The organism is Pseudoalteromonas sp. NZS37 (assembly GCF_015864265.1).
Lineage (GTDB): Bacteria > Pseudomonadota > Gammaproteobacteria > Enterobacterales > Alteromonadaceae > Pseudoalteromonas > Pseudoalteromonas arctica.
Genome location: NZ_JADYXL010000010.1, coordinates 1 through 18,941, shown reverse-complemented (window position 1 = coordinate 18,941; position 18,941 = coordinate 1). Strand labels below are relative to the sequence as shown.

Sequence of the window (18,941 nt, the reverse complement as noted above, 5' to 3'; positions counted from 1 at the left end):
TGCCCTTTTAATAGGTTGAGCTTTTTTCATGCCCAACCTGATGAAGTTTCATTATGATTTTTTAAAAAATATGTTTGAATAGCGCCATAATATTTAGACATATAGAAGTCCATAAGTGAAAAAGGTAACGATTTTAGATGGCGGCATGGGACGTGAACTTAAGCGCATTGGCGCTCCGTTCTCACAGCCACTTTGGAGTGCACAGGCACTTATAGAAGCTCCTCAATATGTAGCACAAGCTCACCAAGGTTTTATAGATGCTGGCGCCGAAATAATTACGGTTAATAGCTACGCCTGTGTGCCGTTTCATTTAGGTGAAGAACGCTACGAAAGCCAAGGCGCGTTACTCGCAGAGCAAGCTGCCCTTATTGCTAATAAAGCAGCAAATAATGCAAAGCAAAACGTACTGGTTGCAGGATCACTACCACCTGCATTTGGTTCATACCGTCCCGATATATTTGAAAGTGAACGTGCTTTTACTATTTTAAATACCTTATACAATGCACAAAATCTCCATGTAGACCTCTGGCTTGGCGAAACAATATCGAGTATTGAAGAAGCACAAGTAATGGCAAGCGTACTTAAAGGCTCAACTAAGCCATGTTATTACGCATTTACCCTAAGTGACGAAGTAACTGAGCAGGCAACGCTGCGTTCAGGTGAGCTGGTAACCGATGCCATAACCGTACTACTTGAGCAGCAAAACATTGCAGGTATTTTCTTTAATTGCTCTATTCCTGAAGTTATTGAGCAAGCACTGCGTGATACTAATAACGTATTAACTAAGCAAAATAAAAAAGTAACGTTAGGCGCATTTGCTAACAGCTTTACTCCTATTTCAAGTGCTCACAAAGCAAATGAAGCAGTGCAAGACTACCGTGATTTATCTCCTGACGAGTATCTGGAATTTGCAAAACAATGGCATAGCCTTGGCGCTAATATTATTGGTGGTTGCTGCGGAATTAACCCAAGCCATATCGAAGCACTCGTGCAATGGAGAAATTCCATTGAAAAACCTTAACTTTGAGCTGGCTATTCCTGCAATTACATTAGTGATTACCTTATTAGTTATCTCAACTTTATATCCGGAGCAGTCACAATTATTAGCAAGCAACGCCATGCACTTTGTAACAGGCTGGTTTGGTTGGTTAGTAGAACTTGTGAGCTTGGCTTTAGTTGGTTTTTTATTTTGGTTAGCTTTTTCAAAGTACGGATCTATTAGATTAGGTGAAGAAAAAAAAGAGCACTCTAACTTTTCGTACGGCGGTATGATTTTTACCGCAGGTGTAGGTGCTTCTCTTATATATTGGGGAATTGGTGAGCCGATGTATTATTTGCAATCGCCACCACTTTTTGCCGAACCAAATAGCTACGCAGCAGCAGCTTGGTCTGTTACTTATTCTATTTTTCATTGGGGCGTGACTGGCTGGGCCATTTACTGCTTTCCGGCAATCCCGTTTGCGTACGCATTTTATGTACAAAAAAAGCGTACTTTAAAGCTCTCTACCCTTTGTGAACCGGTAGTAGGCAGTAATCCAGTTATCGCTAAAGCAATCGACTTACTGGCAATTTTTGGCACCCTTGCAGCTTTCGCAAGCTCGCTGGCGCTTACCGTATCTTTATTAAGTACTGGTATTTCTGCTTTGTTGGAGATTAAAAATAGCTTATTACTCCAAGGCAGTATTATTTTATTGTTTGTTTTAATGCTCGTTGCGGTAATGCTTGTTGGTTTTAAAAAAGGTATTAGCAAAGTGTCTGACTATACGGTGATAGCTGCAATATGCTTTGCCCTGTTTGTATTACTTGCAGCTGACTCTCAGTTTATTTTAAATAACTTTACTGACTCAATAGGTGTCATGCTCGATAACTTTTTTAGAATGTCGCTTTGGACCGATCCAGTTCAACAGGGCGGCTTTGCGCAATCGTGGACTCAATATTATTGGTTTTGGTATTACGCTTACTTAATTATGATGGGCCTTTTTATTACTCGCATTTCACGTGGGCGTACTATTAAAGAAGTTATTTTGTACACTATTTCGATGGGTTCGCTCGGCTGTGCATTTTTTATATCAATTTTTGGTGGTTATGCAGTATGGGCGCAGTTAGTTGGTGGCTTACCTGTTCAACAATGGATGAGCGAAGGCGGCTTAACGTTTGCTGTAGTGTCACTTATTCAAACTCTACCATCGGGTAATATTGGCTTAGTGTTATTTTTGGTTATTCAGTTTTTTTTAATGCTAACGACTATGTCAAGCGCAAGCGTTGCCACTGCTATGTTAACAACTAATAAGCTAGAGCTAAATGGCGACCCCGATCATAAAGTTAAGCTCCTATGGGCTGGTGCAATTGCACTCATTAGTTTTAGCGTATTTTTATGCGGTGGTGGGATAGATACCATTAAGTCACTCTGCGTTGTAGCTGGCCTGCCAATGATGTTTATTTACATGATTTTAGTAAAGCAATTAATGATGCAACTAAAGGGTGTAAATCAAATAGAAGCGCTTGAGCAGTATGAAAGTATAAATTCTGAAATGGTTAAAGTGAATTAAGCTAAATCTAGATTAATTACAGCATAGGCCTTACAAGATGTATAACTTTGTAAGGCCAATATTTTACTTTTAAATCAAGACAGCTGACCTACCTGTTCTACGACTTGTATATAATTTGAAAGATTTTTCTGCATACGGCAATTACGCTTTCGATTCGCTTCATACAACCCATCTTCTATATGATCTTTTAGGCTTTTTGCAGACGTCACTTGCGCACTTTGACTTGTATAAGTTGTATTAATTTTGGTATTTGGATCACAAATTATATGCATCGATTCTTGGGTTTTATAATTAGTAACTCCATTAAACATAACTGACGGTTCAAAATTATTAAGTTGAAACTCGTTAAATGTTTCGTTTTCCAGTGAAGCCGAAACATTTCTAATCCACAGGTTCTAAAGTAAGAATAGCTTTCAGGATGTCGGGTTAAGTAATATTTAACTAATGCTCTACTATTCTTTCCTAAGTATCCAATCTAAGCCTTGGATTGCTGTTGTTGGAAATGCGGTTGCATGATTAGCGCCGTCAATAACAACACTTTTTAATTCTATATTGTCACTTTTAAGCGCATTAATTTTTTGCGTTAGCTGCTTAGCACCTTCAACCATATTTTGCTCTTCGCCGAAAGCTGGCGTTTCCATAGATCCAACTGATATATATACCCTTATAGGCAATTTTGGCTTATTCACTTTTAACGCTAATAGTGCATTGTTATCAAACCAAACCGATGGGCTGCCAATAATATAATTGCTAAATAAATCGGGTGTCGTTAATAAAATAATCGCGCCAAATAAACCGCCTAACGAATGCCCCATGTAGGTTCTTTGTAAGTTACTGGCCCGATAGTTTTTTTCAATAAAAGGGAAAACTGTACTTTGTAAAAACTGAATATGCCCTTTGGCATTACCTGTTTGCTTTTTCCAATCTTTTGCAAAGGTAGGCGTGTAATCTCTAATTCGGCTGTTAGAGCCAGCGGACCCTTTTTCATAGCCAATTGCTACAATAATAGCCTGTTGCATTTTGCCACTATTCATAGGGAATCGTGTAGCCCCAGCAACGATGGGAAAGGTATACGGTGCATCGGTTACATAAATAACTGGATACGTTTTATTAGGCTGCTTTTGGTATGATTTAGGAAGCTGAATATACACAGGATACGCCCGCTCGCTAACGGGCTCAATGAGCTCAACCACGTTACTTCGGGGTATTGAATAAGGGGTATTTGCGCTTAATTTAAAACATATTAAGGCGCTTAAAAGCAAAAGAGATTTTAAAATAAGAGGCACTGTATTGGTTAACCTAAGCTAAAAATAAATTAAGTACCTACTTTAAAGTACTTTTAGCGAATATTTAAGCTATCCAAAAGAACAAAGTTTAAAGTGCCAGTATAGCTTTCGTTTAAACCACCTGCACTTATAGCATTAAACCACTTGATCTGGCTCACTGCCTGAACACGGGCAGTTGTCGTCATTCTGTTTAAGACATTGCTGATAATTAAACCAATGGGCTACAGCAATAAACGCTGAGCCTATTAAGGTTAGCGCTTTTTCGAGCACTTCATGGCCTAGCAATACGGCAAATATCATAAAAGCTAAGCCTGTTACACCAGACACCATATAACGTGTACGTTTATGTTTTTTACAGCCTAAACTCAATGCCAACAAACTGGTTGGCATTACCGCCGCAAGAATCCATAAATGAAATTGCTCACTATCTATTTGCAGTACAGCAAAGCTTGGTAATAACGCTAAAATAACCGGGGTTGCAAAACAATGCACTGTGCACATTACCGATAACCCTATTGCCATACGATCCATAACACTTTGACTCGACTTCATTATTTCCTCTACTAAATCAGTGTCTCCACTCAAAAACGTTACTTTTAAGGAGACATTTTAATAACATCAGTTAATTACTGTTGATATATTATAACATTACTCGCATAATTGATATAATATAACATCCAACAAGGTAGTCAAATGAAACGTAGATCACAATTAGCTGTTCTCATAGCAGCTTTATTGCCGGCTAGTGTGCTTGCATCCACAATAGAAGGCGTTGTTTTAAACAACAAAGGTAAAGTAGTTACCAATGCAACGGTAGAAGTTGAAGGCTCAGATCTTAAAGTAACCACCGATGAAAACGGTAAATTTGTTATAACAGAACTAAAAAATGGCTTAAAAGAGCTTCACGTTGTAGCCCCTGGTTATGCGCATCTTCATCGCGATATAACAATAACTAATGATGAAAACCAATCGGTTACTTTTAATTTAAAGCGCTCGCCTATTGAAGTTATTGATATTGAAGCGACCCCTATTCATATGTCGGCAATGGAATCTGCATCGCCTGTTAGTGTTTTATCTGGCGAACAACTAAGACGACAACAAGCTGCAACCCTTGGCGACAGCCTTGAAAAACTCCCAGGCGTTAATACAAATTTTCACGGTAAAGTAGCCAGCACGCCTATTATTCGTGGTTTAAGCGGCCCGCGTGTACTCATTACTCAAAATGGCCTTGATGTAAGTGATGTTTCGCGCGTTGGCCCCGATCACTCTGTTGCATCGGAGGCGTCTACCGCACAACAAATTGAAGTATTACGCGGCCCTGCAACGCTGTTTTATGGCAGTGGCGCAATTGGTGGTGTGGTTAATGTAGTAGATAACCGCGTACCTACCGACAGCACCACGCGTGGTGAATGGAACCTAGAACATAACTCGGTAGATAACCAAAAAGTGGCCTCGTTTAATGCCACAACAGGCACAGACTCGGTGGCTTTTTACGCCGATGCATTTTGGCGTGAGGCCGATGACTACGGGGTACCTGTAGCTGCCGATATAGATAGCGACGGTGAAGAGCATCGTGGTGACTATAAAGTTGAAAACAGTAATGAAGAGTCTGACGGTTTTACTGTTGGCGCTAGCTATTTAATGGATAACGGCTTTATTGGCTTAGCAGTAGAGCAATTTAATCGTCAATACGGTATTCCTGGTCATACGCACGGCGAGGAAGAAGAGGAAGAACACAACGACGAAGAAGAAAGCGTATTTGCTGATTTAGAGCAAACTAAAGTGCAATTATTAGGTGAGTACAACCTAGATAATAAATGGCTAAACAAAATAAATCTGCGCGTTGGCCATACCGACTACGAACACGCTGAAATTGAGAGCGGCGCTGTTGGCACTACCTTTAAAAACGAAACCAACGAATTACGCATAGACCTACTGCATAACCAATTTAACGAATGGAATGGCGGTATTAGCTTTCATTACAAGCAAAGCGATGTTGAAGCACAAGGTGAAGAGGCCTTTACTCCTCCATCAGAGACCGAAAGCTTTGCTGTAGCGTTAATGGAAGAAAGGCACTTTGGGAATTTTTTAGTGCAGTTAGGTGGGCGCATAGAGCGTGTAACAATTGAAGCAGGCGACGTATTACTGCCAAATATTGACGCTCACGCACACGATGAAGCGCAAGAAGCCGACGAGCATGATCATGACCACGAAGAAAGCGCAGAAACCACTCGCGTATTTGATGTAGAGCATGAATTTACGCCAGTCAGTTTATCGGCAGGGGTAGTATGGGATTTTACATCTAACTATAACTTAGGGCTGTCGGTATCGCGCTCTGAACGCGCACCTTCTACCTCTGAGTTGTTATCGTTTGGGCCGCATATTGGCACTGGCACTTACGAAGTAGGCGCACTATTTGATTTAGATGAAGATGGCCATTTGGGTTTATCTGAACAAGCAATTGACCTGGAAACAGCCAATAATATCGATTTAACCCTACGTAAAACTCAAGGCGATGTTGGCTTTATTTTAAATGCCTTTTACAACCAAGTAGATAACTACTATTACCAAATAGACACCGGTTTATACGCCGAAAGTGGACACGACCATGGCGATGAAGAAGGCGTTGACGAGCACGACCATTCATCAGAGCTACCCGTTTATTTATTTAAAACAGATGATGTAGTTTTACATGGTTTTGAAGCGCAAATTGCGTGGCAATTAACAGATGAGTTTAAGCTAGATGTATTCTCTGACTACGTTCGTGCACGCCTTAAAGACGGCGGCGATTTACCCCGTACACCACCGCTTCGTTTTGGCAGCGAGCTAACCTATCAAACAGATAAACTCAGTGCGCATATTCATGTAACTCGCTATCAAAAGCAAGACCGCACAGCCCCACAAGAAACAGCCACAGACGGTTACACCTTAGTTGATGCGAGCATCTCTTACGACCTTTCAGTGTTAAACCAAGATATGTCTGTGTACCTACGAGGCACTAACTTAACAGATACAGAAGCACGCGTGCACAGCTCGTTTGTAAAGGACATAGCGCCACGTCCAGGACGTAGTTTTGCGCTAGGTATTCGCGGTTATTTTTAAGCGTTAAAAAATTATAATTAAAGGAAATAAACATGAAAAAACTATATCAATTAAAGCTTATTACACTCGCTATTAGCGCTATATTTATTACGGCCTGTGGCGATGCCCAAACCAACATTGTGGAAAAAGATCCTATTGTTGTAGAAGACGAGCACGAGCATGATGATGATGATGATCACGACCATGACGACGGCTATACCATAGACTCACTTGGCAGACTTGCCGTTCTGGCAGGTGACAGTAACGAAGCTAGCTTTTTTGATTTAGACAACCACGAATTACTTGATACATTTACACTAAACAATGACTCAAACACGTTATCTGCATCACCAGGCTTTCGTTATGCTGTTATTGCTAATCGTACTCAAGATTACCTAGGGTTTATAGACGGCGGTATGTGGCGCGAAGATCACGCAGAGCACTTGCATGATTATGAGCAAGGCCCTGCGTTTAGCAGCTACGAGCTAACAAGTGGTAGTCGCCCTACACACTTAATAACTCACGACGGGCAATTAGCAATATTTTACGATGGCGATGCAGAAACCGGTACGCCTGCCTCAGTAGAAGTGCTAACCGATAACGATATTACCAATACAACAGCTACACTCACGGGCATTAACTACGACATTAACATGCATGGTGTAGCTGAGCCTCGCGGCAAGCATTTACTCTCAACCATTCGCCGCGACGATGCAAGTAATACATCTAATGCCAAAGTACTTCCCGATCAAGTGGGTGTTTATCATCTTCACGATGGTAATTACGAACTAGAGCAAACGTTTGAAATAACCTGCCCCGATTTACACGGCGCAGCACAAAATCACGATTATGTTGTATTTGGTTGTGGTGATGGTGTATTGATTGCCCATCAGCAAGGTGATGTATACAGCGCTCAAAAAGTTGTAAATATAGATGCCGTAGGCGATCAGCGCATTGGTACTTTGTACGGCCATAAAAACAACGACACAATTTTTGGTATTGCCGCAGGGCATGATGGCAGTGGCTCAGTATTACTGAGTATTCATTCTGAAAATGCCGAAATGGAAGAAGTAGAATGGCAACTTGCTGATGGCGCAAGTGCTGTTTCTTATTCTTTTTCAGCCAGTGGTGAACACTTTTTAATACTCGACAGCCTAGGCTTTTTAAATGTACTTACTGGGCATAAACATGACGGTGAAATGCACTGGGAACTCGCAGGCCAAGTAGATATTACTCAAGCAGACGTAACCACAATGCCCGAAGGAATGAGCTTTAGTATGACAGTGGCGCAAAGTGGTCAGTTTGCTTATATTGCCGACCCAATTGCTCAACACATAGTGCAAGTGCACCTAGAAGACCTAGAAATTGAAAGTGAGCTAGAGTTAACTTTTCCACCTGCAAGCATTACCTGGTTAGGGATTGCACAAGAAATAGAAGATGAAGGTCACGACCATTAATTTAAAACTAACGCTTTAAATTAAAGCCACAAAACAAAAAACCCGTAATTAGGTTTACTAATTACGGGTTTTTACAGCTATTTATTTAGCTCTATTGTTACTTACGGCGCCAGCCACTCCATACATCATCTATATCATCGGCTTTATTTTTTTTCTTTTTCTTGCCTGTGCCTTCTGGTTTTGCCATTGGCTTTTCATTTTTAAGCGCATCAGCTGCATCAAGGTTTGCTTGGTTTACAGCAAAACCGGTTACTTCTTCACGCTCTAGGCGTAGTTTGTTTTTCTTCTCGATTATTTTAAAGTGATGCAAATCTTCATAATCAACCAATGAAAGCGCTAAGCCTACTTCACCAGCACGGCCGCTTCGACCAATACGGTGCATGTAATCAGCAGGACTGCGTGGTAGATTAAAGTTTATTACCACTGGCAGCTTTTCAATATCCAAACCACGTGCAGCAATATCGGTTGCGATAAGTACTTCGATTTCGCCCGCTTTAAATTTTTCTATTACACGAGTTCGCTCACTTTGGCCTTTATCGCCATGAAACACTTGTGCATTAACACCCCGTTTTTCAAGCTTAGCCGCTAAATGCTCACAGTCTTTTTTAGCGTTCACAAAAATCAGCGCTTGGCGCCATTTATGCGTTTTAATTAAATGTGCTAAAACTGTGGTTTTTTCACCTTTGTTTACGGTAAAAACACGCTGTACTAAGGTGCTTTCATCTTTGTTTTGTACTTGTATTTCAACTGGGTCGTTTAAAAGCTCTTGCGTTAATAGCTTAACTTGCTCAGGGAAAGTTGCTGAAAACAACATGGTTTGTTTTTTAGCAGGCATTAACGCTAAAAGGTCAGCCAGCTCTTCGGTAAAGCCAAGGCTTAGCATACGGTCGGCTTCATCAAGCACAAGCGTAGTTACATTATCGAGCTTAATCGCATTGCTTGAGATTAAATCAAGTAAGCGACCAGGTGTTGCCACAATAATATCGGCGCCGCCGCGTAGAGCCTGCATTTGTGTATTAACCGACACACCACCAAACACGGCAACCGTTTTAATTGCACCATTAAAGTTAGCAGAATACGACTTAACGCTATCGGCTACTTGCGTAGCAAGCTCACGAGTAGGTACTAAAATAAGCCCTGTTACAAAGTTGCCTTTGCTGGCTGCACTTTTGCTGCCTTGTTCAACAAACATTTTTTGTAGCATTGGCAGCGCAAACGTTGCTGTTTTACCTGAGCCAGTATTTGCCCCTGCAATTAAATCACTGCCCGCAAGCACACTAGGTATAGCCTTAGCTTGAATTGGCGTAGGCTGGGTATATTCCAAATCGGTTAAACGAGCTAATAGCTCTGGAATAAGGCCAAGTTCGGTAAACGTGCTAGGGCTTGTTGCTGAGGTCATAAAATTGTGGGCTTATTGCTAAAAAAGTAGCCTGTAATTTTAGCGTATTTGGCGCTTATTAAGTAGGGGTTAGTGATTTAAATATCTTTATCGACTAATTGCTTGAACACACGACCAACTTGATCATAACTTGCATAATTGTCAAAATCTTTACGTTCAAACACATAGCGGCGAGAACGCTTTATTTTTTGATAAATACGGTCAGTTGCAGTCATGGCTAATTCTCCTACGTTATGATTTTTTAATATAGCTTGAATCAAACACTGTTTAAAAATAATACGGCATAAATAAAATAAAAAACACGACAAAAACCATCAATGACATACACATAACTTCATGTTTAAAAGAATTATAAATACATCCTCTAATACAGACATGAATTTATAATTGCAATCGACCTAATTATTTACAAAACGTTATTAAGCACCGTAATAATGATCTTTGAAGTTACAATATCTAAATTAACTATTTCCTTACAAAATTAGGGGATAAAAATTAAAGTAATTGGGCTGATTTAAATCTACTCTTTAGTGCTGAACGGTTTGAATAACGTGCCAGCAACTCATTTGTTTTCACTTTAAATTCAGCACTGTGATGCTGCATTTGAGCTAACTCAGACAAATCGACTAATATCATAATCGCTTGGTCATAGGGCTTGGCTTGCTTTTGCTCTATCAACTCCAGCACCGTTTGCCAAAGCTGCGTTTGTTTAGGTATAAGAGATGTAAGGTATGCCAAGCGCTCTTGCTGCTTAGCTTCAGCTATCGCTGCTACACGCTGCGATTTTATTTGCTCCGCTTGCTTTAATAAAGAACTCACTGTTACGGGATCAGAAGATGCAACTTCATCGGTATTGAGCGTCAAACGCTGGGTGAGTTTTTCCACTAACAATGGTTCTGCATCCAACAATCGTTGCAACCAGTCGGTGCACTCTTGTGCTGATAAACTACCCAAGGTCATTAACTTAGGCACACCTGAAAGCTCAGGGCTACATTTAGCAACAGCAGTAATCAAGTCTCTCTCTAATTCAAATAACTCAGCTAATGCTTGCAACGATGGTTCAAGAGAGTTAAAACCAGCAGGTATCATCATGCTAGCGGCAGCAACATCACTTTCCCATTGCACTACTTTTAGCCACATTAAATACAATGGTCGATAATCACCATTAAGTATCATGGCACGGATGTCTGCTATTTCAGCCAGCTCACACCTACCTTCAATCCAACGACCACCTTCTTCATCAAAACTAATATCAAGCACAATTGAATCTGGCTCTTCGTACACACTAATCAAATCAGTAATGCTAAATACCCGTAATTTATCTACATCCACTAACCCTGCGGGTAACCGAATTAATAGCTGCACAGCTCCCCAATTGGCTTGATACAGCGCCAAATCAAAACCATACAATAACACCGTGTTTATATCTTCGGGGAAGTCACTATAGTGATATTGATATTGCGCGCTATAAGCGGTAACTTGCGCCCGTGAAGATAAACCTTGCATGTGCTGTTTTTGTTGATGCGTTAAAGGGGCATCAATGGCTTGAAATTGATATAACTGGTATTCACTCATAACAAAAATCACAGAAAATAATAATGCACCGAGGCTAACGAGAAATACTTTTTAAGGCAAATATATTGGTCTCATATACCTAAATAATCATTCGCCTCAGCCGACTTTTTTATGAAGAAAATTAAAAATCAGATTCCCAAAACGTACTTTTATCCTTCATAGTTCTACTACTTAGTGTGCTTTGTAACTCAGAGCATTTCGATAAAAAGTTAAAGTTCGACATCCTTGATTGGAAATAGTGAAATGTATCTGCTAATTGCTACTATTGCTTTTTCGTTATGGCGCGCAACGCGGCGATACTGTCTTGTAGCCCTTGTTCTTCTTTTAAAGCTCGGCGCTTTGCTTCATAGTTTTCATAAGCCTGTTTAGCTTTAATATCTGCCTGTTGTTTCGAAATATGCCCTTTGCCTTGCAATACATTTCGATCATTAAATTCAAGAAAGCTATCTAGTTTTTCATCCCAATCATTTAAAAACACTTGCTTACGACGTAGTGCTTGATCTTCAGCAAAATCAAGCCACATAGTAACAATTCTATTTAACTCGCTAACTTCTTCTTGGGTCAAATAATTTTTAGCGATGGTCACATCGCCTTTACGTACTTCATCACCTTTAAAAACGGTTAATCCTGCATTGGGTTTATCGGCATCTACGCGTGTAACAATAAGCTCAGCTGCGGTCATACCGGTTGTGGCATAGTGTAATTTGTTTTGAATACTTTGAAAAAAATGTGTTGTTTCTTTATTGCTGGGCTCGTAATCTGCAGCCATCGCAAATATCTCACGCACCCGTAAATACACTCTACGTTCACTGGTGCGAATATCACGAATGCGTTCAAGCATTTCATCAAAATAGTCTGGCACTAAAGAGTTATCAACGGCTGGGTTCTTTAACCTTTCATCGTCCATTGCAAACCCTTTAATAAGGTACTCTTGCAAGGTTTGCGTGGCCCAGCGTCTAAATTGGTTACCTCTATTTGACCTAACTCGGTAACCAATGGCAATAATCATAGCAAGGTTATAGTGCAGCTTGTTGCGCTCCACAGATCGACCGCCTTCCATTTGAACTTGTAAGTAATGCTTACAAGTTAAATTTTGTTCAAGTTCGCCTTCATCAAAAATAGCTTTAATATGCTGAGTAATAGCCTGAGGTGTTACTTGATACAGCTCTGAAATTGAAGCTTGTGTTAACCACAAGGTATCAGATTCAAAACGGCACTCAACCCTTGCTTTACCATCTTCAGAGGTAAAAAAAAGAAACTCACCATTCGGCGCTTTTTCATCCGATATTAATTCAGTCATTTTTTATCCGTTACATTCAGTTAAACTAAGTTTGCCTGTTAACATGTTTTTCCTAGTTTTTTCAAAACCTAATTGAATTAGCTGCTTTGCTACTTCTCAATCGTGTTCAAATTTTACTATGATCTTTAGATGTCAGGTCCACAGCCTCTGATTGCAATCTTAGTAGAACTACCTTTGTAATTACAAATAATAAAATTACGCACTCTTATTTTCTTCAACCACCGCATTAGCGAAAATGGCCAACCCCAAAAGGGCATTCATCTGCGGCTCTATCAAGTAGGTTTTTCATGGTTGGATAAGTTGAAAAATACAGCCTGCAATTTTAGCGTATTTAGAGCTTATGAAGTAGGGGTTAGTGATTTAAATGTCTTTTAGGTAACAGCAGCAAGTTTTGAGCTACAAGTTACGAACAGGTTTGTGATATTTATAGGCTTAGGTTTATCCCGCGCTTAATTAATGTGTTTAGAACAATCCTTTTATTCTAGGTGCTTGAATGAATTAAAGGTTACCCAATAAGCTTTTTCTGGAATCGATGGATTACCTAAATCCAATGCATCAGATGCCTCAATAAACTGTTTTGTCAGTTTTGGGATACTCATTTACGATAACTCAATACCCTATTGCCAACTTTAAGATTTCGGTTAAATTGCTTAGAGTTCCAGCTGTATTTGATGGACGCAGGTATTTGGGTAGATTTACCGTTAATGCTCCTCAATGACATCGCATCCATCTCAAAGTCTACACCGCGTAACTTTAAAATTTCACGCATGATCGCATCAGTGCCGCCAGGGCTTGTTGGCATCGGACTGTTAGTAAGACTATTAATCATTGCTTTAGTATATAAACCATAGCCAATTTTCATCAGTATGCCTTTATCGACTAATTGCTTTAACACACGACCAACCTGATCGTAGCTTGCATAATTGTCGAAATCTTTACGTTCAAACACATAGCGGCGAGAACGCTTTATTTTTTGATAAATACGGTCAGTTGCAGTCATGGTTAATTCTCCTACGTAATGATTTGTTTTAGTATAACCCAAATCACCTCTGCCTAAAAATAATACGGCACTGAAAAAGAAAAAACACGGCAAAAAAAATCAAGATAAAAACATAAGCTGTTGTTTATAGGAAGATATAAATAAGTTAAACAAAACTGACATAAACTATAAATTGCAACCGACCTAACTATTGATAAAGCCTTAGTAAGCAACGTAATAATGTTCGTTAAATAAGAATCCATCAACTAAGTTGACAATATTATTAGCTCTTACTTAGTCCTGTTTGCAACCTAGCTTTTTTTTCTTTTAAGTAATTTATATAAGGATATGAGTCGTCTGCAATCTCTAAAGCAGACTCCATCTGTTCAAGCGCTTGGCGAGTATCACCCTGCATTTCATAGCCATAAGATAAGGCTGAAAACGCATCGACTGATTTTGGGTGATTTTTTATATTGTACTTAAACACTTCAATAGCACGGTCAAATTGCTTGCTGCCCGTTAAGTTATAACCGAGTGATCTAACAGCGCGATCCGGTGGCGCAATCTGCTCGCCCCATTGTTGAGATAAGTTTTGATAATAAGCATCAATAGAGGCTACATCGTCAGTTAAATCACTTATGGGCATTTGTTTAGGCAAAAATAAGTTGTGATATGCATTAAATGAACCAGCAACCGAAGTCAGGTTATGCGAGACACCATCAAACGCATCACTAAAGAAGCGTAGCTCTCGCACTTTATACGATTGCATAGCTTGCTGCAATTCATCGTACCTTTCGCGCATTATGCCAGCTTCTTCTCCGATATTGATGTAAACGTAACTGTTAAGCTTTTTCGTTTTAGCTATAAACGATTTTGTACTTTTTACCGATGCGCCATAGTTCCACCAAACGGCAGGGCTGTAAGCAATATGCGCTTGGAAAAGCTCAGGGTTAGCTTGCATAGTATAAAGTGCAAACACGCCTGCTGCTGAGCCTCCAGCAATCACATTAAAGTTATGCGTACGATAGCTTTTATTAATCAAGGGCATAAGCTCTTGCTCAATAAATGCTAAAAACTTTGCTGCGCCTCCGCCTTCACCTACCGGGCCTTGTGGCTCTTTATTAACTGTGGGGTATAAATCTCTTAAGCGATTAGTGTTTTCAATAGCGACAATAATAACCTCAGGCGCACGATTATTATTTTGTAAGCGCTCAATAACAGCACTGGCAAGCGGTATATTACCCGCGCCATCTAAGCGATATATAACAGGATATACCTTGTTTGGCTCAGATTGATAGCTCTTAGGTAACTGAACGACAACTGTGCGTTCTTCGTTTAAAACAGCCGATTTAAATGTATGTGTGTGTTGCGGATAGCCAATGGTTTGCTGTTTTAAATCAGGCTCTGCAAGTGTGCTACTAGAATAAAATATAAATAAACTACATATAAAAACAGCGGTTAATAAACGCATGACTAATCCTTTATAAAATAGTGTGTTATTTAATCTAACAGGCTTTGAGGTACAAAAAAAGGCGCATTGAGCGCCTTTTTATCTTTAACAGGTAATTACCAACCTATTGATTTTACTCAACCGTAACCGATTTAGCTAAGTTACGTGGTTGGTCAACGTCAGTGCCTTTAATTACCGCTACGTAGTACGACAGTAGCTGCAATGGCAAGGTGTAAACAATTGGCGCAATAATGTCGTCAGTGTGGTTTACGTTGATTACACGCATTGTGTCGTCTGACTCAAAGTGTGAATCTTTATCTGCGAATACGTAAATAATGCCGCCACGTGCGCGTACTTCTTCTACGTTTGATTTAAGTTTTTCTAGCAATTCGTTATTTGGTGCTACAACAATAATTGGCATGTCGGCATCAATAAGTGCTAATGGGCCGTGTTTTAGCTCGCCCGCTGCGTAAGCTTCTGCGTGAATGTACGAAATCTCTTTAAGTTTAAGCGCACCTTCCATTGCAATTGGGTATTGCGAGCCACGACCTAAAAACAATGAGTGGTGCTTATCAGCAAACTCTTCTGCAAGATCTGCAATACCATCAGCGAGTAATAATGTTTCTTCTAACTTAGCTGGAAGTACTTTAATTGCATTTACAATTGCGCTTTGATCAAGCCCTTTTTCCTGAGCTATAGACGCAGTAAGCATTAACAAACCAACTAACTGCGTAGTAAATGCTTTAGTAGATGCCACGCCTATTTCAGCGCCTGCTTTAGTCATAAAGGCAAGGTCTGATTCGCGTACAAGCGATGAACCAGGTACGTTACAAATAGTCATTGAGGCCATGTAACCTTGCTCTTTAGCTAGGCGTAATGCAGCTAGCGTATCGGCAGTTTCACCCGATTGAGAAATAGTAACAAGTAAGCTATTTTCATGAACAAACGACTGACGGTATCTAAATTCAGAAGCTATTTCTACATTACAGCTAACACCCGCGAATTGCTCAAGCCAGTAACGTGCAACCATACCTGAATGGTAAGACGTACCACAGGCAATAATTTGTACGTGTTTTACATCTTTAAATATTTGCTGAGCGCTTTCGCCAAAGGCATCAATTGCCACACGGTCGTCGTTTAAACGCCCTTCAAGAGTATTACGTACAGCAAGTGGCTGCTCGTAAATTTCTTTTAGCATGTAGTGACGGTAATCGCCTTTGCCTGATGCATCTTGCGTAATGTTTGATTCAATCACTTCACGCTCAACTGCGTTACCGTCTGCATCAAAAATTTCTACTGTGTCACGTGTAATACGTGCTACGTCGCCTTCTTCTAAAAAGATGAAGCTACGAGTAACAGGTAGTAATGCTAACTGATCAGACGCAATAAAGTTTTCGCCAAGGCCTAAACCAATAACAAGAGGACTACCTGAGCGCGCTACAATGATTTCGTTGTCGTTGTCTTTATCAAATACAACAGTACCAAAAGCGCCTTCAAACTGTTTAACGGCTGCTTGTACTGATGCAAGTAACGTTGTGTGTTGTTTACGAAGTTGGTGAATTAAATGCACCATTACTTCTGTATCAGTGTCTGATAAGAATTCGTAACCATCTGCTTTAAGTGCTGTACGTAGACTCGCGTGGTTTTCAATAATACCGTTGTGCACAAGTGCTAACTGGTTGTTTGATACATGTGGGTGTGCATTTGCTTCTGTAACGCTACCATGTGTTGCCCAGCGCGTATGTGCAATACCTGTATGACCGCTAACACCTGCTTTTTCTAGAGCTGCTTCTACGTTAACTACTTTACCCACTGCTTTAACAGTATTAAGTGTGTTGCCATCAAGCAATGCTACGCCTGCTGAGTCATAACCACGGTATTCAAGACGTTTAAGGCCTTCAACTAAAATTTTGTTTACTGGACGTTCTGCAACTGCCCCAACTATTCCACACATAGTGTCTCCATTAATTTTTTAATTCTAGTAACTCACTTTGTAGTTACTATTCAATAATCTCTGCGCAAATTAGTTTTACACCACACGCCTCAATTGCTTTGCGTTTATCATCTGCTAAGCCATCGTCGGTTATTAATGTGGTTACTATTTTCCACGGTAATTCTAAATTTGGTATTTTTCGGCCAATCTTATCTGATTCAACCATTACAATTACTTCACGAGCGGCTTTTGCCATTACTTGGCTCAAACCAACTAACTCATTAAAAGTCGTTGTGCCGCGCTTTACGTCTATACCATCCGCACCAATAAATAGCTGATCAAAATCGTAAGAGCATAATACGTTTTCGGCAACTTGCCCCTGAAACGACTCAGAATGCGGATCCCATGTTCCACCGGTCATCAAAAGTGTTGGCTCATTCTCGAGTGCTAATAAACGACTCGCTACTTTAATAGCGTTGGTCATAACAACTAGCCCTCGCTTATCAGCAAGCTCAGGGATCATAGCTGCCGTAGTGCGTCCGCTATCAATAATAATGCGGTTATGATCTTTTATTAGTTTTGCTGCTGCTTTTGCTATCGCGACTTTGCGCTTTGAATCTACTTCATCGCTAACAATTTCTTTAGGTAGTGCAATAGCACCCCCATAGCGGCGAAGTAATAAGCCACTTTTTTCAAGCGAGGTTAAATCTTTTCGAACGGTTACTTCAGATGTTTGAAACTGCTGTGCTAACTTTTCAACGGCTACTTCACCTAATTCATTAACTTGAACCAGTATATTGTGACGACGCTGCTGTGTGTTTCGTTTAGTCATAAAGCTCGTGAATTAAGTTTCATTTCGAAAGTTATGCGATTTTAAACGAAACAACCTAAATGGCAAGTGAACGAGCAAAAAAAACACAGTTTTATTCTAATAATAATAAAACTAAAAGTACGGTAAGCTATAACTAATTAAGTTATAAAGATAAATACAATGCAGTCATTTAACAGTATCAGTAAAGAATACTTAGCACAGCGAAAGCAAGCAGGTGAAACCTGCCGTTTATTTAATAAGAGCCCAAGTAAAGGCAACTTAAAACGTATCAAAGAGTTATTTTTAAAGTCGGGTGATGGTGTAATTATAGAATCAGGTTTTCATTGCGATTACGGCAATCAAATAGTTATTGGTGATCGTACTTTTATGAATATTAATTGCACACTTCTCGACTCGCCATTAGCCAATCACTCAATCACCATTGGTGATGACTGCTTAATAGGCCCGAACGTTCAGCTTTTAGCTGTGTCACATGCTACTAATCCAGCAAAAAGGCTTAATAAGGAAAACTTTGCAGCACCTATCGCGTTATGCAATAACGTATGGGTTGGCGCAGGTGCAATTATTTTAGCGGGTGTGAGTATTGGTGAAAATAGTATTGTGGGTGCGGGTGCTGTGGTTACTAAAAATGTAATGCCTAATACCGTGGTAGCGGGTAACCCAGCTCGTGAAATAAGAACATTATAGCTATTACCGATGTTATCTTTTCGTCGGGAGTCGCTACGCTCGCCCGACCTACGTGATGGGTGTTGATGTGAGGGTGTGTTAATTGCGCACATTTCACTTTACTGCAGACGTAAAAAAGCCCGACTATTTCTAGTCGGGCTCTCTACAATTTGAAGCCTAGTGATGTCGTAGTGCCCACAGCGGTGGAGAGCAACAGTGCAAATGCTACACTATCATTGTGTCGGGAGTCGCTACGCTCGCCCGCCCTACGTGCTAGGTGTTGATGTGAGTGTATATTTATTGCGCGCATTTCACTTTTCTGTAGACGTAAAAAAGCCCGAATCGTTAGATTCGGGCTTTCTACAATTTGAAGCCTGGTAATGTCCTACTTTCACATAGCAAATGCTACACTATCATCGGCGCTGTTTCGTTTC

General features: G+C 40.2%; 16 protein-coding genes. 5 read left to right on the top strand and 11 right to left on the bottom strand.

The features are described 5' to 3' along the window. Positions 1-115: 115 nt before the first annotated feature. Together I6F47_RS16625 and I6F47_RS16620 are read left to right on the top strand one after the other, a co-directional pair. Entirely contained in the window at positions 116-1,021 is a 906-nt protein-coding gene (locus I6F47_RS16625; RefSeq protein ID WP_165723076.1) for a homocysteine S-methyltransferase family protein, read from the top strand. Next, positions 1,008-2,549 carry a BCCT family transporter gene (locus I6F47_RS16620; RefSeq protein WP_165723075.1) on the top strand — a complete coding sequence of 514 codons (1,542 nt, stop codon included), beginning with the start codon at positions 1,008-1,010 and terminating at the stop codon, positions 2,547-2,549. Before I6F47_RS16625 ends, I6F47_RS16620 begins: the two co-directional genes overlap by 14 nt. Before the next feature lie 452 nt (positions 2,550-3,001). On the opposite strand, the gene I6F47_RS16615 is transcribed toward I6F47_RS16620, so the two are convergent. Both I6F47_RS16615 and I6F47_RS16610 read right to left on the bottom strand, forming a co-directional pair. Beyond that, entirely contained in the window at positions 3,002-3,835 is an 834-nt protein-coding gene (locus tag I6F47_RS16615) for an alpha/beta hydrolase-fold protein (RefSeq protein ID WP_165723074.1), read from the bottom strand. Positions 3,836-3,970: 135 nt separating this feature from the next. Next, positions 3,971-4,387 (bottom strand): MerC domain-containing protein, encoded by a 417-nt coding sequence (locus tag I6F47_RS16610; RefSeq protein ID WP_165723077.1) that lies wholly within the window; start codon positions 4,385-4,387, stop codon positions 3,971-3,973. A 141-nt stretch (positions 4,388-4,528) separates the two neighbouring features. Here I6F47_RS16610 and I6F47_RS16605 point away from each other — a divergent pair, with 141 nt between their 5' ends. Together I6F47_RS16605 and I6F47_RS16600 are read left to right on the top strand one after the other, a co-directional pair. Then, positions 4,529-6,937, top strand: a complete 2,409-nt coding sequence (locus tag I6F47_RS16605) for a TonB-dependent receptor (RefSeq protein ID WP_165723073.1) — start codon at positions 4,529-4,531, stop codon at positions 6,935-6,937. A 32-nt stretch (positions 6,938-6,969) separates the two neighbouring features. After that, the gene (locus tag I6F47_RS16600) at positions 6,970-8,373 is read left to right on the top strand and encodes a 5-methyltetrahydrofolate--homocysteine methyltransferase (RefSeq protein WP_197184214.1); all 1,404 of its coding nucleotides are present in this window, start codon (positions 6,970-6,972) and stop codon (positions 8,371-8,373) included. Positions 8,374-8,470: 97 nt separating this feature from the next. Here I6F47_RS16600 and I6F47_RS16595 read toward each other — a convergent pair whose 3' ends face one another. From I6F47_RS16595 to I6F47_RS16560, 9 genes are all read right to left on the bottom strand, one after another. Continuing rightward, positions 8,471-9,772 (bottom strand): DEAD/DEAH box helicase, encoded by a 1,302-nt coding sequence (locus I6F47_RS16595; RefSeq protein WP_197184213.1) that lies wholly within the window; start codon positions 9,770-9,772, stop codon positions 8,471-8,473. A gap of 77 nt (positions 9,773-9,849) precedes the next feature. Then, positions 9,850-9,987, bottom strand: a complete 138-nt coding sequence (locus I6F47_RS16590) for a hypothetical protein (protein ID WP_231388427.1) — start codon at positions 9,985-9,987, stop codon at positions 9,850-9,852. 280 nt (positions 9,988-10,267) lie between these two features. Beyond that, a complete protein-coding gene (locus I6F47_RS16585; protein WP_024589671.1) occupies positions 10,268-11,347 on the bottom strand; it encodes a hypothetical protein in 1,080 nt (359 codons plus the stop codon). A 262-nt stretch (positions 11,348-11,609) separates the two neighbouring features. Further along, positions 11,610-12,647, bottom strand: coding sequence for a virulence RhuM family protein (locus I6F47_RS16580; protein WP_196812459.1), 1,038 nt, complete (start codon positions 12,645-12,647; stop codon positions 11,610-11,612). A gap of 476 nt (positions 12,648-13,123) precedes the next feature. After that, positions 13,124-13,246 (bottom strand): hypothetical protein, encoded by a 123-nt coding sequence (locus I6F47_RS20690; protein WP_269208787.1) that lies wholly within the window; start codon positions 13,244-13,246, stop codon positions 13,124-13,126. Beyond that, positions 13,243-13,647, bottom strand: coding sequence for a DUF6088 family protein (locus I6F47_RS16575; protein WP_024589673.1), 405 nt, complete (start codon positions 13,645-13,647; stop codon positions 13,243-13,245). The genes I6F47_RS20690 and I6F47_RS16575 overlap by 4 nt, the downstream gene beginning before the upstream one ends. Before the next feature lie 262 nt (positions 13,648-13,909). Next, positions 13,910-15,097: an alpha/beta hydrolase-fold protein gene (locus I6F47_RS16570; protein ID WP_197184212.1), complete on the bottom strand. Its 1,188-nt coding sequence runs from the start codon at positions 15,095-15,097 to the stop codon at positions 13,910-13,912. A gap of 112 nt (positions 15,098-15,209) precedes the next feature. Then, positions 15,210-17,030 (bottom strand): glutamine--fructose-6-phosphate transaminase (isomerizing), encoded by a 1,821-nt coding sequence (gene glmS / locus I6F47_RS16565; RefSeq protein WP_007580413.1) that lies wholly within the window; start codon positions 17,028-17,030, stop codon positions 15,210-15,212. 46 nt (positions 17,031-17,076) lie between these two features. Then, positions 17,077-17,841: a DeoR/GlpR family DNA-binding transcription regulator gene (locus I6F47_RS16560; protein ID WP_197184211.1), complete on the bottom strand. Its 765-nt coding sequence runs from the start codon at positions 17,839-17,841 to the stop codon at positions 17,077-17,079. Positions 17,842-18,000: 159 nt separating this feature from the next. Between I6F47_RS16560 and I6F47_RS16555 the strand changes: the two genes are divergently transcribed. Continuing rightward, the gene (locus tag I6F47_RS16555; protein WP_197184210.1) at positions 18,001-18,528 is read left to right on the top strand and encodes a sugar O-acetyltransferase; all 528 of its coding nucleotides are present in this window, start codon (positions 18,001-18,003) and stop codon (positions 18,526-18,528) included. Positions 18,529-18,941 lie beyond the last annotated feature (413 nt).